The following is a 15,568-nucleotide window of genomic DNA, read 5'->3' as shown; positions in this document are numbered from 1 at the left end:
CCTAAACATGATGATGAGTTTCGACTCAAGGGATACGCCGCAGGTTGATACCGATGTAGCTATCAATGTAGAAGATAGGTTGTCATTCAGCAACGACGGGGGTCGGAAGAAGTTGTCGTCGGGTAATGCCAAGATTTCATTGATAAAATATAAATAATCTCTGGAAACATTAGCGTTAATCGCTAGAATGTTCGCACTTATGGCAGTTTTTCCCTGTCTTATGCATTGGAGCCTTGATATTAATGCTGACCCAGCTATCGCAATTCAAACACACTTTTTTTGCTCTCCCAAGGTACCTGCGTGTGCTTGTTTACCTCACCGCCGTCTATCTTAGCTATGTCTGCACATTAGGTTTAATCCTGCCCTATGCGATAACCACGCTGGCACCCGAAAAACTCTCTGCTTTACTCGGCCGTCCCGTCACCCTCGGGGATATCCGCATCAATCCCTTTAATTTCAAAGTCGAAATTGACCAACTGGCCATTAAAGAAAAAGACGAAAAACCGTTTGCAGGCTTAGCGCAAGTCCAATTCGAAGTGAACTTTTGGCAATCTGTTTTTAATCGCGCCGCCGTTATCGAAAACATACACATACAAGCGCCCTACGCACACATCATCCGCGTGGAGAAAAAAGGCAAAGCTGGATTCAACTTCGACGATATTCTGCAGACCTTGAACGAGCATTCCTCTGCGAGCACAGAAACAACACCCGCAGAAGCCAGCGCCCCCGTTCGTGTCCTGCTCAGCCAATTTGTATTAGATGCAGGGCAATTTAACTTCGATGACAAAATTACCCATGCTCAAGTTAATTATCCCAATATCAATTTAAAACTCAGTCAGCTCGATACTGAATATTTGATGTCGGCATTGTCGGCCTCAGTAGCACCAGCCACAAAAGCAAATAAGACTGAAGCCAACCCGACACCAAACGCCCAATCAGCCTCTGGCTCTGGCTCCCAAGTTATGCCAATTCAGCACAATCACTATGCGATACAACTCAGTGATGATCATGCTGGTGAAATCAGTTTGCAGGGGCAATTCCAACTGTTCCCACTAAAAGTTGCGGGTGACGTCCACATCGCCAAACTGAAACTGCCCCCCCTGTGGCGATTTATCGACGATCAATTTAAGCCAGCACTTACCGATGGCGAGATCACTGCTAAGACTCAGTATCAAGTGGATTTTGCCGAGAATGGCGAGTTACAAGTCACCAGCAACAATGGCCAGTTTATTGTTGAAAAACTGAACTTTAACGACCAAGAGCGCTCAGTGGTCAAGCTACCAATCTTTGCCCTCGACGGTATTTCGATGGATCTGAAGCAGCAGCAAGTACGCATCAATAAGCTTCACAGTGATGGCCTCACTGTAAACGCCATTTTGAATCAAGACGGACTCGATCTCGCGAGCTTGTTCATGCCTAAATCCGCCAGTGCGTCTACAAGTGCAGCGCCGCCAGTTGCTAAGCCGATAGAAACTAAACCGGCAGATGCTAAGTCGATAGAAACTAAACCGGCAGCCGCTAAGTCAGTAGAGACTAAAGCTGTTGAGAGTGCACAAGTCACGCAAGTGGAAGAAAAGCCTCAACAGCCAATCAAGCAAGCGCCTGTAACGGCGTCAACAGACACTTGGTTCGTGCAACTCGATGCGCTCAATATTGAAAACTACGATCTTAATCTGTCGGAGCAAAAGTTAACTGAGACACCGCAGCAATGGCGTGTGTATCCACTTAATTTTTCAACAAAAACTATCACCAGCACCTTGGCCGAGCCGATTGATTATGCGCTGCAACTCAGCATTAATGACAAAGGTACTTTAAGCTCTCAAGGCCAGGTCGATGTGCCAGGCGAAGCCATAGATGCCGATATTCAACTCGATAAGCTCGCGTTAATCCAGTTCCAACCGTATCTTGCCCCCTACGTGAATATCCAGCTTAAGAGTGGTTTATTAAGCTCTGCAGGCAAGCTCACGGCTGATGCCAAGGGTAAAGCCATTTACGGCGGCAGTGTTGAGCTCGATGATTTAGCCATTCATGACAAATTGCGTAATGCCCCGCTGGTCAAATGGCAAAAGATGAATATCAATCAGCTAGATTTTGACCAACAAAAAAATCAAATCAAAATCGATCACTTAGCCTTTAGCCAACCCTACGCCAAAGTGGTGATCGCTAAAGATAGAAGCACTAATATCAGCGACCTTATCGTCGATGCGCCTATTGCAGCAACTGCGACAAATAGTACGACAACGAACAACACGCCCCCTGCTAAGCAAACCGAAACCGAGCCGCAAATGGCGAGCAAGTCAGCAACGCCTGAGCTGAGCCTAGATATTCAAAAAATTAGCTTTAGCCAAGGCTCGGCTTACTTTGCCGATAACTCACTGACTCCGAATTTTGCTTCGGGAATTGAGCTGCTTGAAGGCAATATCACTCACCTGTCGTCAACGCCAGGCACTAAAGCCTCGGTCGATATCAAAGGTAAGATTGACAAGTACGCGCCTGTAACCCTAAAAGGCGATATTAACCCTTTGTTAGACATGCCATATTTAGATCTCGATTTAGTCTTCAAGAGTGTTGAGCTAACGTCAGTCAATCCTTACTCAGGCACCTATGCGGGTTACTACATAGATAAGGGACAGTTATCACTGTCACTGAACTACAAACTCGATCAGAACAAGCTCAATGGCAATAACCATCTAGTCATAGATCAACTGAAACTCGGTAAACCCAGTAACAGTGACCTTGCCACTAGCTTACCTATCACGCTCGCCATTGCGCTGCTACAGGACCGTAACGGCGTGATTGATTTAGGCATGGAAGTCTCAGGCGATTTAGACTCACCCAGCTTTAGTGTCGGCAGCATCATAATGACGGCGATTACCAATGTGATCACTAAAGCCGTCACTGCGCCCTTCACTTTCTTAGCGGGGCTGATAGGTTCAGACGAAAGTTTAGACAAAATCAGCTTTGCCGCTGGTCAATTCAGCCTAAGTGAAGATGAGCAGAAAAGTTTAGACAAACTCGCCAGCGCCTTACTCGACAGACCTATGCTCAAGCTCAGCGTTGAAGGGGAAGTCGATGCCATCAATGACAGCCAAGCCATTGCTGAGCGCATCATGAAGCGTAAATTGGCTAAGTTAGCCAATATCGAGTTCAGTGCGTTACCTAATGATTTAAGTCCAAGCCAATTTCCGACCCAAGGGCCGCTCGCTGATGCGCTAGTGAAGCTCTATGAGCAGGAAGTTAAAGCCGATCCGGCACTAATAAAAGACACAGTTATCGCAGAGGCCAAAGACGCGCAGCTTTCCGATGACGAAATCACCACCCGCTGGCATATCGCTTTATATAATCTGTCGGTAAAAGCGCAGAATGTTAACGATGGCATGTTGGGTAATTTGGCCCAAGAAAGAGCAAAAGCCGTCAAAGCTTACCTTGTAGACGTGAAAGAGATTGCCCCAGAGCGGATCTTCTTGCTCGAAAGCCGAGTGAGTTTGACCCAGAATGTGGCCCAAGTGAGCCTTACCATAGATGCGCAATAGACGCGCAATAGACGCGCAATAACTCAAGCAATGGGTTAATGTTGCTGTGTTTACGATAAAAGAAGCCCGCTAAAGCTCAGCTTTAACGGGCTTCTTTCTTATGCTAAAGAGCATGCCTAAATGTATAGCTAAGCGCATATCTAATTGTTACCGCTAAGCGAAAACGCTGTCCTTGTCGCCAAAGAATCTTCTACCTGTTAATCCACACTAAAATGTTGGCCGCGCTTTGTACCATAGGTTACACTCTGCGGCCTTTATGTAACTGGGATCGCAAGCTCGAATCGCTAAATCTCAGTTTCGTCGCACATTTGCGACGGCGCCATTGACACACGAATCACTTTTCAACACACATTATTATTGAGGTCACTGACATGTTTATCATTCGCTGGATTTTAGGCAGGATCATTCTGTTTTTAAACTTCGTATTTAGCCCTAAAAAGCGCCAACGTCCACTGGCAGAGCAACAACAGATTGATACTCAAACTCAAGCATTGGCCCTGTATCAGTATCCAGCTTGCCCATTTTGCGTAAAAGTCCGCCGTGCAATGCGCCGTCAGGGACTCAATATAGTGACCCACGACGCTAAAAAAGCGCCGCATAAAGATGAACTCATCGCTCAAGGCGGCAAACAACAAGTGCCTTGTCTACGGATAGAAGAAAACGGCCAAGTACAGTGGTTGTATGAATCTAAAGAAATCATTAACTACTTAGACCAACGCTTCGCCTAAATCGCGGTGCAACAGTCTGTGTAAATATCCAAATAAGTGCGCCCAGTAACCTTTCCAATGAACTGTTTAATCGACTTTTCAATGGACTTCCCAATGAACTTTACAATGGGTTTTCCGTTGAAATATCGAGGTTTCGGGCGCCGTTCTTTTATTGCGTTGTTTAATCACATCTACTTACGCCACAAATATTCTCGGTCGGAATAATCAAATAACCACTGGGGCTGATACACCACCAATAGCGTTACCGCCATACCATTAAGCAATGCCTCGGGGAACGCCAGCAAAGGGATTAGCATCAAGTAGTCATCCACTAACACATTCCAATCGTAATCCGCTGCAGACCACAACCACATCGCCCAACTCAATTGATGAAACACAGTTGAAAGACCCGCATTGATAAAACCGCCGACGAAGATAAACACGAAAATGTGTTTAGGAAATAAATGGTAACTGCGACTGTATAAAACAAAACACAGGAACAGCGGCACAGCCATAGCGAACAGACTAAAAGCCCCAAAATCAGCGGGCTGTTTTAGTACAAAAAGACTAAAAAAAGCGCTGGGCAACAGTAATGCCACAGTCGCAAGACGCCAACCGAACATCAGCATACAGGTCACTATCCCTAGAAAATGCAGATGCAACCCAGTTTGAATACTGGCATTTAACGACCACAGCGCATTGACGCCCACCAGCGTCAGTAACAAGCGTAACTGCAGGTTTTTATCCCGTCGGATCTGCGCTAACTCGTCTTTTGGCCATATCGCATAGAGCCATAACGCCAAGAGCATAAGGCATATGCCTTGAGTCAGGCTCATATCCCATTCGATTTGCGCCCATTTATTCGACCAAAACGCCAACATTAATCGCCCATCCTTAATCCATTGCGCCAATAGAGTCACACTCAGTCCATGAAGATGCCATAAATCCATGAACTTTAGGGTCATATTAAGGTATTCTGCTGTCAGTTAATAACCTAAGAGTTAAATTTGATTATGCCGCTTCGATACCTCAGCCTTGCCATCTTAAGTTGTTTCTCGCTCATCGCCTGTAGCAATGCCCCCATCGATCCTAGTGAACTTGCCGGAAAATTACGGGATAAGTTAACCACAGACATTAAAGCCGATGGCCTTAAACTCTTCAGCTACACAGCGCGGCTGGTCGATGATAAATCTAACATGGGTGATGCAGACCGCCCTTTCCCGCACGATGCCCGCGTACGTAGCATGCAAGATCCCCGTGAACAACGTCGCGCGATGCAAGATCTACAGGACTCATTAGAAGTTTGGGGACGACAAGTCGAATTAGGTTTAACGAAAACCCTTGAAATGACAGGTTATTGCCGCGAAGGTTATATCGAATTGAGTCGGATTATCGAACCCGGGCGAGGCGAAATTCGTGGTGAATGCCAAGAAGGCGCGACCAATGCCGATAAACAGAAATTTGTGAACTATTAGCGAAGGTTTGAGTAACTCAAATTTGCATGGCTAAGCTCTGAGCATCGAAAAGACGCAAGATTGGAGAAGCACTGTTAATCGGCTAAAAATAGCGAAAACAATAATAAGAGAAGCTCAAAAAGGTAAGTATGCGCGTATTAGGCAATACGCGCATTCACATCACACTAGACTAATTCAGTCAGTGGCACAGCACGATTTTCTAATAACACAGGGATACCTTCAGTGATCGGATAGGCCAGCTTATCTGCCTTACAAATCAACTGCTGCGTCGTTTTATCGTACTCAAGTTTTCCCTTACACACAGGGCAAGCCACTATATCTAACAATTTTTTATCGAATGCCATGGAAGTTTCCTTGTTTAGCTGCAGCCACCTCGCGAAGACGTGCGAGCAGCTGCTCATCAAATTGTGGGGATAGCTTGGCATTGACCGCCAAATACCACCAGTTCTCTTGTGCAAAATCGCGACATTTAACCGCATCTTTTTCTGTCATCAACAGTGGCAAGCCTTGGGCTAAATCACCTAACTGGGTTTTATCGTAAGCCTGATGGTCATCAAAACCATGGCAGAAGGCCAGTTGATAGCCTTGTGCGCGCAACGATTCAAAGAAGCGCGCTGGATTACCTATGCCCGCCATCGCAACGAGCGGCTGAGACTTATCGAAAGTATATTCACCAGACGTCGCATCACATTTAACAGGCTTCACTGCCGTAGGTGTCAGTTGCATTTCGAACTGCCCTTTTGCCGCTGGGCCGCCATTACTGACGATAAAATCCACGGTATCGAGACGCCACGCGCCTTCACGCAATGGACCTGCTGGCAATAGCAAGCCATTGCCTAAACCGCGCTGACCATCAATTACCACCAGCTCAATATCGCGTGCCAGAGCATAATGCTGTAGGCCATCGTCACAGATGATGACATCAACACCAAACTCAGCAATAAGCGCATTAGCCGCATCGACCCGTTTAGCGCCAACCACCATGGGCACTTGAGTGCGCGCCACTATCATGGCAGGTTCATCACCGACCTCTACCGCGCTCGCGCCTAAGTTAACCGTTTTAACGCCTTGAATATCAACGCCATATCCACGACTGATCACACCGGGGTGAAACCCATGCTGGCGCAGTAGCTCAATCAGATAAATCACGGTTGGCGTCTTACCGCTACCGCCGACGGTAATATTACCAACAACGATGACAGGCACAGGCATTGCCGTTTGTGGTTTGAATCCGAGGCGAAACAAGGCGCGGCGCACATAAGTGATCACCGCGAATACGCCCGATAAAGGCAACAAGAGCCATCGCAGTGGATGGCCCTGATACCAGATTTTATTCACTAAGGCCTGCATCTAACTACCAAATTGCATTTGGTACAATTTGGCGTACATGCCATCTAATTCCAATAGCGACTGGTGCGTCCCGCGCTCGACGATACGTCCCTGATCCACAACTAGAATTTGATCGGCACTCTCGATAGTCGACAACCTGTGGGCGATCACTACTGAGGTGCGGTTTTGTCTGAGGTTATCTAAGCCTTTTTGAATAGCTTTTTCCGACTCAGTATCTAATGCCGAGGTCGCTTCATCGAGGATCAACACAGGCGCATCACGCAACATAGCGCGCGCAATCGCAATCCGCTGTCTTTGACCACCGGACAATAACACGCCATTTTCACCCACTTGGGTATCAAGGCCTTGGGGCAGCTGTTCAATAAACTCCATCGCATAGGCCAAGGTCGCCGCTTCAATAATCTGCTCACGCGTCGCTTCACCGGGATAGGCGTAGGCGATGTTGTTAGCAATCGTATCGTTGAATAAGGTCACCTGCTGCGATACCAAAGCCACTTGATTACGCAGCGATTTTAGCGAGTAATCGTAGATGCTGACATCATCGAGCAAAATGTCGCCGGATTCGAGCCCCGTATAAAAACGGGTTACTAGACTGGCAATAGTCGACTTACCAGAGCCAGAACGACCGACTAGCGCTAGGGTTTGACCCGGTTTAACTTCAAAATCGACATCTTCCAGCGCTCGACGATCTTGGCTGTCATAGCTAAAACAGACCTTATCGAAACGTAGATGACCCTTAGCGCGCTCGACGGTATAAGTGCCTGTGTCGGACTCAGGCAGCGTATCCAATAATTCAAACACTGTGGTACATGCTGCAATACCGCGTTGGAATTCGGCGTTCACTCGGGTTAAGTTTTTGATGGGTTGCAACATGGCCATCATAGCGCCAAGAATTGTCGCGAAGGTGCCGGCGGTAAGATCGGCTTTCATGCTGTCTAAGCTTGCCGCATAAAGTACAAACGCTAAGGCGAATGAGCCGATAATCATGATCAACGGCTGACTAATGGCTTGTGCCACAGCTAACTTCATATTTTGATGGCGGTTTTGATCGTTCACTTTAGCAAAACGGGTAGCTTCGGTTTCCTGTCCACCAAAGGCCAATACGTTTTTATGGCCCTTAATCATTTGCTCAGTCGTAGCACTTACACCACCCATAGCGGTTTGAATTTGCTTAGAGACCTTGCGGAAACGACGACTAACCACCGCAATGACCATGCCCATGATAGGACCAATCACAAGAATACAGAGGGATAGCTTCCAAGAGTTATAGAACATCAGTGCCAGCATACCCAATACAGTTACACTGTCGCGGACGATAGAAATCAAAGCGCTACCCGATGCTCTGGCAATTTGCTCAGTATCGAAGGTGACTTTTGAAATCAAGTTACCGGTATTTTCCTTGTCCATGTAACTGACTGGCAGGCTAAGATAATGCTCAAACACTTGCTGACGCATGTCCATGATCAAACGTGCACTCATATATGAAATGCCGTAGGTCGAAACAAAGTTGGCAAAACCGCGCAGTGTAAACATGACGATAACCACAAGCGGCGCCATCATCAGCACATCGTTGTTCGCGTGGAAACCTTCACTGGTTGGCAAAGCTATGCCATTGGTGACCGCAGCAGGTGCGCCGCCGGAAAAACCCTTATCAATAAAGGGACCGATGAAAGCGATAAAGGCGGCATCGACGAGACCATAAATAATTAATCCCGCAACTGAAAGCATAAACATGCCTTTCATCTGTTTTATATAGCCCAGTAATCGTTTGAAAACTGTCCACATTTCGTCTTTAGGAGATGTTGTCATTGATAACACTAAATTATGGCAAAGTAGCCATTCTACTCTGGATTAATCAAGTCACCAAATCTAAACAGAGAGTTGTACCAAAATGGCGCGAAATCACCACGATAGGTCTTTACCTCTAACTCAGGCTGCTGAAAAATCACACTAATCTGCCCTTCTGTCCCTGTGGTCAGACTCCTTATTTCTCGTCGCTGATACCGTTCAACCACAGTGGATTTAGGAAAACCATAACGATTAGCAAAACCCGCCGGAAACAGCACTAACTTAGGGGCTACGGCATCGATAAAGGCCTCTGTCGACGAGGTTTTGCTGCCATGGTGCGGCGCTACCAGCACGTCGCTTTGTAACTCGTTTAGGTCACTTAGATCACCGTTCACGCTTAGATCACCGCTCACACTCAGCTCACGGCTTACACTTAATTCACGACTTAATAGTGCCGCTTCGGTTTGTTTTTCAATGTCCCCGGTGAGCAGCAGACTTTGCAAGCCATCATCGATGCGCACCACACAGGAGCCATTATTTCCCGCCAGCACTTGAGGCGGTGAGAGTAAGTTAAAGCTCAACCCTTGCCATTGAATTTGCCTTGGGCGGCAATCTTGGCCGCTAAAGCCTGCCACATCTGTGATCACCCAAGCCTTAGGATAAGCCTCAATCAAGACAGGCGCGCCGCCTGCATGATCGTTATCGCTATGGCTGATAACAATATAGTCAATCTCTTGAATACCTTTGGCTTTTAGGAAAGGTAATATCACTCGCTCCGCATAACTGAAATCATCACCAAAGGCGGCGCCCGTGTCATAGATGACTCCCCTGCCATTTTTTTCAATCACCACGGCTAAACCTTGGCCCACATCGAGTAAATGCATGGCCCATCGATGGGTTTGCACGGGAGACCACAGCGTCATACAAAAAAGTAATACGGGCATAAACAACAAACTCAATAGGCTTAGCCAAGCAATATTGTTTTTATGCTTAGGCACATAGCGCCATAACACACCACCAACGAACGTGCAGACTCCTAAGGCTAATAGGCTGTCAGAGAGTGCTAACCAATGGGCGGGTAAGTGCTGACTGATATCGAGTAACTGCGCATAGGGCGATAAACTCCAATCACTGAGGCGAAGCAGTCCCAACCAAGAGAACCCAAACGTAGTTCCAAGCCACCAGCAGACAAATCCCGCCATTGCTAAGGGGATCACTACAAAGCTAAACCAAGGAACTGCCAAGATGTTCATCCACAAACTGTGTACACTCACGCCGCCAAAGAGTGCCGCTTGCAGTAATCCAAGCCCGAGACTCAAGCGCCATTGGATTGCCCAAAACTGTATCATCCCTGTGCGTAAACGCGCCCCTCGACTCGACGCTGGGGTAAATGCCCTTGGTTGGATTTCTAAAGTGTATAAGATGATGCCTAAGGCACAAAACGACAGCCAAAATCCCGCACTTAAACAAGCGAGCGGATCAAGCAGCAATACAATGAACAGGGCAAATAACAAGCGCTCCCACGCGGTAGAAAATCGCTTTAATAAACTCAACAGCATTAACAGCAGAATCATCACCAATGCCCGCTGAGTCGAAATACCAAAGCCAGCAAGATAGGCATAAAATGCGGCGCCTATGCCCGCAGCGACTAAAGCAAGGGTGATATTACGTCGACTTTGATGTGGCGCTAAGTGACTCAATCCAAACAAAAAGCATGTGTAAATCCATGCTGCGACGACTGAGAGATGCAAGCCGGAGATCGCCACTAAATGACCCGTACCCGTCTGCCGTAGTGCTTGCCAACGTGCTTTTGTGATCAACTGCTTATCACCCATAAGCAAGGCGAGTAAAATATCACCTTGCGGCAAAGAGGCTAATTCAGGCGTCAATGCGCTTATCAGCTCGTTACGCAGTGAAGGTGAAACCTCCAGTAAATGTGCCTCAATCACTCGCCCTTTACCGACAACATGTTGGCTGATTAATTGTTTCTGCTCATTGTAGCCACCTTGATTTAACACGCTAGCAATACGCTTAGGCATCAAGGTAAACTGCCAAACCTGACCGACATCGACTTCCGGCGGATCTTTCCACGTGAGTCGCAATTTTGCATTTGGCCCTAAGATTAAATTTGGTTTAATGACCGATATATCCAAACTTAGCCAGTCGCTGTTTCGACTAACTAGTGATATGATTTCGCCCCTAACCTGTATAGGTTGTTGTAACACTGGAAGATCCTGCCTAGATAATCCTAAGCAAAAACCAGTTAGCCATGCCATTGCAAAGAGTCCACCTGCACAAACAGGGATTTTTCGGTATAAAATTAGCGCCCCAACAACAAGGTAGGGTATGTAACTGACTGGCGGCAGCGAAGGCCACAACATCGCTGATAACAAGATGGCACTAAAGCCAAACATGAATCGATTCATAGTGAATTAAGTTAAGACAGCAATTTCAGCCTATGCCAAAAAAATTAATCAAAAGATTTATGCCTAAGCCTGAAACCTTGCGTGAGCATAAACACTTACGCATGTTTGGACGCTTATTACATAATCCCAATTTGTGGGCGCTAAATCGCAAATCCGCTCCTGGCGCATTCGCAGTGGGATTATTTGTCGCCTGGATCCCTATGCCATTTCAGATGGTAGTGGCTGCGGCTTTTGCCATTCTATTTAACGTTAATATTCCCGTTTCTGTCGCATTAGTCTGGATAACCAATCCCTTAACTATGCCAGTGATGTTTTATGGCGCGTATTTACTCGGCGCTAAGATACTCGGCCATGCGCCGCAAGATTTTGCCTTCGAAGCCAGTTGGCAATGGATTGAAGCCTCCCTTGCCACCATAGGTCCGGCGTTTTTACTGGGATGCCTTGTGCTCGGGGTAATTTTTTCCGCAGTGGGTTATTTATTGATTAATAATCTGTGGAAATATTCGATTATGTTTAAGTGGCAAAAACGTAAGAATAAATAACCTCGCCTTTCCCACCGCTTATGCTGATGCAGTTTTAGCCAAAAGCTAATTAACCTTAGTAACAGTATAAGCGGTTCAATATCTTAGCTTATTCTTCATGACCTAATGTGCCCCCAAATCGCTCTTCTTCCACTCGCTTTACATCCTGTCGTTTTAACGTCTGTCGCGCGCTCACTCCTTTCACGCTAGAGATTGTCGTTTCTCATGTTGAGCGCCATCTGTGCAGACTAGATTGCGTCTTAAACAGACGCCGCACCAGGAATACTCATATTGGGATATATACATTCATTTTAATTGCAGCTTAAAATATCCGACAGATTTAGTCAGATACTCAAGAGCCAATTATGTTGAATATTGATGAGCCCGCACATTTACAACCACAAATCGCCTTATTTAGATTAGGCTTTCGGCCTTTTTTCCTGTTTGCGAGTTTATTCAGCGTATTGGCATTAGGGATCTGGGGAGGTTTTCTTTCAGGGATCAATCTGTTGCCGCAATCCGTTAATCCACTTTGGTGGCACGGTCACGAAATGATTTTTGGATTTGTCTGCGCCGTGGTCGCGGGCTTTTTACTAACGGCAGTGCAAAACTGGACAGGCCAAGCTGGAATTAAAGGAACTTGGTTGTTAGGGTTGTTCAGTGTGTGGTTATTGCCACGGCTATTATTACTCATGCCGCTAGCGATTCCCTTTACGCTCATCATGTTTATCGACTTACTATTTTTGCCGCTAACGGCGTTAATACTCGCCCAAGCAGTGATCCGCGTTCGTCAATGGCGAAACTTTGTGTTTATCCCCATTCTCACCTTGCTCACCCTAATGAATGCACTGAGTTACTACGGCGTTTTAACAAATCAATTTGAATGGATAAACATAGGCTTATATAGTGCGGTTGCGTTAATCAGCATCATAGTCGCACTCTTAGGTGGCCGAGTGATCCCTTTTTTCACCGAGCGCGCCACCCAATGGCAGCGTCAAACTGCGATTCCAGTGCTCGAATGGCTGAGCTTTATCAGTCTCTTTGGATTAGTCATTAGCTTGATCCTACAAGAGCAAATATTGCTCCGTAGTATGGCAGGGATTGCGAGTATCGTTTTACTGCTGCGCTGGCATCGCTGGGGTTGGCATGCCTGCTGGCGCGTACCTTTGCTCTGGTCGCTGCATCTTAGCTATGTGTGTATCCCAATTGGTTTAGCACTGATTAGCTTGGGTTTCCCCTTATCCGTTGGTATGCACGCGATAACGGTTGGTGGGTTAGCTGGGATGATTTTAGCTATGATGGCGCGGGTTTCGTTAGGCCATACGGGCCGAACACTGCAACCGCCAAGCATAATGAAGTATGCCTTTGGCTTAATCCTGCTTGCGGCAGTGTTTCGAGTATTAGCAGGGATAATCCCGCTATGGTCGGCATCATTACTGCTGGCCGCCATAACATCTTGGGTCATCGCCTTCGGCTGTTTCTGTATCTGCTATGGGCCTATGTTGTGCCAAGCCAGAATTGATGGTCGACCTGGTTAGGACATGTTAATACTGAATTTGGCACTTAAATGTAGATTGAACATATCTGTGAATTAAGTCACACAGCATAACTGCGCTTTTCCCTACAAGCTGATTTTTACTGTTACTATTTAAAAAAACATCAAGTAGGGAATGCCCATGCCATTTTATCACCAATATGGTTCTAAGAGCCTCAAAGCTGTAGAACACTTAGTTCTGTTTATTATTGCCATTGCCACTATCGTCGCGATAGGCCAAGAAATTGTGCATATTGTCTCTGTCCGTATGGTTGCACTAGCGGATTTACTCCTGTTATTTATTTTCCTAGAAGTCTTAGCCATGGTGGCGAACTACTATGAATCAGGTAAGTTACCCGTGCGTATGCCACTGTATATCGCAATTGTGGCCTTAGCTCGTTACCTCATTTTAGATATGAAGAGTATGGAAGATTGGCGTATTGCCGCGATATCACTGTCGACGTTAATTTTAGCGGCAACTGTGATCGTCATTCGTTGGGGTCAATTAAAAATGCCCTATCCGAAAAACCAAGAATACGACAATTAATCAAGCACCTGAGTTGGTGCTATTGAAGACAAATTCAATAGCACCTGTTGTCCTCCTTTTAAAACTATTATCAAAGACCTAGCTTTCACATTGGTATTCTGCCAAAAAGCAATTATGCTAGTTTTACTGAGATCAATAATTTACGGGGCAATTGAGTTATGGGTGACCATACTACTGGTTTTGAAGAAAAACGCACATCACTGCGAGTGGACATGGAAGCGGAGCGTGTCGTCTTACATTGGATTGATGCACAAGGCATAAAGCAAACCGATGAAGGCGTGTGTATCGACTTAGCCAGACGCGGTATTTTATTCGATTATAAACGTCCCTTTGCACTGGGCGAACTCATCGAAGTGACCTTTAATCCCGATTCCACCCAGCAAAATACCGTCAAAGGACAAGTCTGCCGCTGCGCGAAATGCCACGACCAAAGTTACCACATTGCCATGCAATTGCTTTAATTTAACTTAATTTTCGCAGGTTTAATGGGTCTGTTCTACACTCAATGAATTGAACAAGTCATTAAGGGGCGTCACTATGATTTTGCTGGTGGGTGGTGAAAAAGGTGGTAGCGGAAAAAGTTGCCTCGCTCAAAATCTTGCCGTTTATATCAAGCAAAAATTTCAAGCAAACGTCCTTATGGTCGATTGTGATCCCCAGCGCACCACTTCAGATTGGATCCAAGCGAGAAATAATGATCCCAGCCTGCCCAGCATTAACTGCATTCAGCTTTATGGCAAAATTCGTAATGATTTACTCAGCCTCAATGAGCGTTTTGATTACGTGATTGTTGACTGTGGTGGTCAGGATAACTTGGCCATGCGCGCTGCCATGTCGGTAGCCACTTATGTTGTGATCCCCCTCAGACCCAAAAGACGCGATCTTAAAACATTACCCCACATGGAAGACATGCTCAGCACTTGTAAGATGGTGAACCCGAAAATGATCGCCACGATTGTGCTCACCCAATGCCCTGCGCTTCCTACACAATTTAAGCGTATTTTAGAGGCTAAAGATGTGGTGCAATCCTTTGGATTAAGAGTATTGAACTCCGTCACCTTTTGTCGAAATATTTATGATGACAGTGAAGAAAAAGGCTCCTCTGTGGTCGAAATCGAACCCGATGGAAAAGCCGCCGATGAGATCCGCGCTATAGCGGATGAATTATTTGCTATGCCACCAGAAAATAGCTATGAGCTTAACTGATCTTAAACGTAAGAAACCTAAGCAAATCATCAAGCCGGTTTCTGTCGATGATTTCATTGAAGATGCCAATAACTACGCCTTAGGTAAGGCGAGTTTATTAGCCGCGGCTCAGACTCAAGCGACAGTTAAGGGCTTAGATAAAAAGTCGACTAAGATGTATCGCCACGCCACCTTTACCCTGACAGAAAAAAGTATTGCCCAGCTCGATGACTTATCGAAATCCACCAGCATTGCAAAATCACGCTTGCTGCGTATTTTAATCCATGAGTTTAGCCAACTCACACCCGCGCAGCAGAACCAAATTGCCAATAAACGCCACGACGAAACCTAAACTTCTAAGCCGATAAAGCCAAACGGTAATATTCGGTCACGCTCAATGTCTTTCTATGAGCAAACGTCTCCACACTCTAATGATTTTGTATTACTCATCTGCTCTCTTATAACAGTTACGCGATTGCCGAAATATGTATAACCACAATCT

The 15,568-nt window shown here is 46.2% G+C and carries 14 protein-coding genes; 9 read left to right on the top strand and 5 right to left on the bottom strand.

The window, feature by feature from the left end; translation table 11 throughout:
• Positions 1-242 precede the first annotated feature (242 nt).
• Both Q4Q46_RS06995 and Q4Q46_RS06990 read left to right on the top strand, forming a co-directional pair.
• The gene (locus Q4Q46_RS06995; protein ID WP_311905580.1) at positions 243-3,533 is read left to right on the top strand and encodes a DUF748 domain-containing protein; all 3,291 of its coding nucleotides are present in this window, start codon (positions 243-245) and stop codon (positions 3,531-3,533) included.
• A gap of 371 nt (positions 3,534-3,904) precedes the next feature.
• Complete coding sequence (locus tag Q4Q46_RS06990) at positions 3,905-4,261, top strand: glutathione S-transferase N-terminal domain-containing protein (protein WP_012196875.1); 357 nt, start codon at positions 3,905-3,907, stop codon at positions 4,259-4,261.
• A gap of 170 nt (positions 4,262-4,431) precedes the next feature.
• Here Q4Q46_RS06990 and Q4Q46_RS06985 read toward each other — a convergent pair whose 3' ends face one another.
• The gene (locus tag Q4Q46_RS06985; RefSeq protein ID WP_107404795.1) at positions 4,432-5,121 is read right to left on the bottom strand and encodes an energy-coupling factor ABC transporter permease; all 690 of its coding nucleotides are present in this window, start codon (positions 5,119-5,121) and stop codon (positions 4,432-4,434) included.
• 132 nt (positions 5,122-5,253) lie between these two features.
• Here Q4Q46_RS06985 and Q4Q46_RS06980 point away from each other — a divergent pair, with 132 nt between their 5' ends.
• On the top strand, positions 5,254-5,715 hold the full coding sequence (locus tag Q4Q46_RS06980; RefSeq protein WP_311891457.1) for a hypothetical protein: 462 nt from the start codon (positions 5,254-5,256) through the stop codon (positions 5,713-5,715).
• A gap of 164 nt (positions 5,716-5,879) precedes the next feature.
• Here Q4Q46_RS06980 and Q4Q46_RS06975 read toward each other — a convergent pair whose 3' ends face one another.
• Genes Q4Q46_RS06975 through Q4Q46_RS06960 form a run of 4 tightly spaced genes read right to left on the bottom strand, consistent with a single transcriptional unit; the run spans position 5,880 to position 11,279 of the window.
• Complete coding sequence (locus tag Q4Q46_RS06975; protein WP_115334989.1) at positions 5,880-6,059, bottom strand: Trm112 family protein; 180 nt, start codon at positions 6,057-6,059, stop codon at positions 5,880-5,882.
• Positions 6,046-7,065, bottom strand: coding sequence for a tetraacyldisaccharide 4'-kinase (lpxK, locus tag Q4Q46_RS06970; protein ID WP_311905579.1), 1,020 nt, complete (start codon positions 7,063-7,065; stop codon positions 6,046-6,048). Before lpxK ends, Q4Q46_RS06975 begins: the two co-directional genes overlap by 14 nt.
• On the bottom strand, positions 7,066-8,874 hold the full coding sequence (gene msbA / locus Q4Q46_RS06965) for a lipid A export permease/ATP-binding protein MsbA (RefSeq protein ID WP_311905578.1): 1,809 nt from the start codon (positions 8,872-8,874) through the stop codon (positions 7,066-7,068).
• Positions 8,875-8,906: 32 nt separating this feature from the next.
• On the bottom strand, positions 8,907-11,279 hold the full coding sequence (locus tag Q4Q46_RS06960; protein WP_311905577.1) for a DNA internalization-related competence protein ComEC/Rec2: 2,373 nt from the start codon (positions 11,277-11,279) through the stop codon (positions 8,907-8,909).
• Between the two features lie 32 nt (positions 11,280-11,311).
• Between Q4Q46_RS06960 and Q4Q46_RS06955 the strand changes: the two genes are divergently transcribed.
• From Q4Q46_RS06955 to Q4Q46_RS06930, 6 genes are all read left to right on the top strand, one after another.
• Positions 11,312-11,821 carry a DUF2062 domain-containing protein gene (locus Q4Q46_RS06955; protein WP_006087434.1) on the top strand — a complete coding sequence of 170 codons (510 nt, stop codon included), beginning with the start codon at positions 11,312-11,314 and terminating at the stop codon, positions 11,819-11,821.
• A gap of 344 nt (positions 11,822-12,165) precedes the next feature.
• Positions 12,166-13,338: an NnrS family protein gene (locus Q4Q46_RS06950; protein ID WP_311905576.1), complete on the top strand. Its 1,173-nt coding sequence runs from the start codon at positions 12,166-12,168 to the stop codon at positions 13,336-13,338.
• 138 nt (positions 13,339-13,476) lie between these two features.
• Positions 13,477-13,881 carry a phosphate-starvation-inducible protein PsiE gene (locus tag Q4Q46_RS06945; protein ID WP_106650194.1) on the top strand — a complete coding sequence of 135 codons (405 nt, stop codon included), beginning with the start codon at positions 13,477-13,479 and terminating at the stop codon, positions 13,879-13,881.
• Positions 13,882-14,039: 158 nt separating this feature from the next.
• Positions 14,040-14,342: a PilZ domain-containing protein gene (locus Q4Q46_RS06940; RefSeq protein WP_106650193.1), complete on the top strand. Its 303-nt coding sequence runs from the start codon at positions 14,040-14,042 to the stop codon at positions 14,340-14,342.
• 76 nt (positions 14,343-14,418) lie between these two features.
• Entirely contained in the window at positions 14,419-15,087 is a 669-nt protein-coding gene (locus Q4Q46_RS06935; RefSeq protein ID WP_106650192.1) for an AAA family ATPase, read from the top strand.
• Positions 15,074-15,418 (top strand): ribbon-helix-helix domain-containing protein, encoded by a 345-nt coding sequence (locus tag Q4Q46_RS06930; RefSeq protein ID WP_106650191.1) that lies wholly within the window; start codon positions 15,074-15,076, stop codon positions 15,416-15,418. The genes Q4Q46_RS06935 and Q4Q46_RS06930 overlap by 14 nt, the downstream gene beginning before the upstream one ends.
• Positions 15,419-15,568: the final 150 nt, after the last annotated feature.

Source organism: Shewanella vaxholmensis (genome assembly GCF_031932135.1).
GTDB classification, from domain to species: Bacteria; Pseudomonadota; Gammaproteobacteria; order Enterobacterales; family Shewanellaceae; genus Shewanella; species Shewanella hafniensis.
The sequence above is the reverse complement of the archived record's forward strand: the minus strand, read 5'-3'. Positions and strand labels throughout refer to the sequence as shown.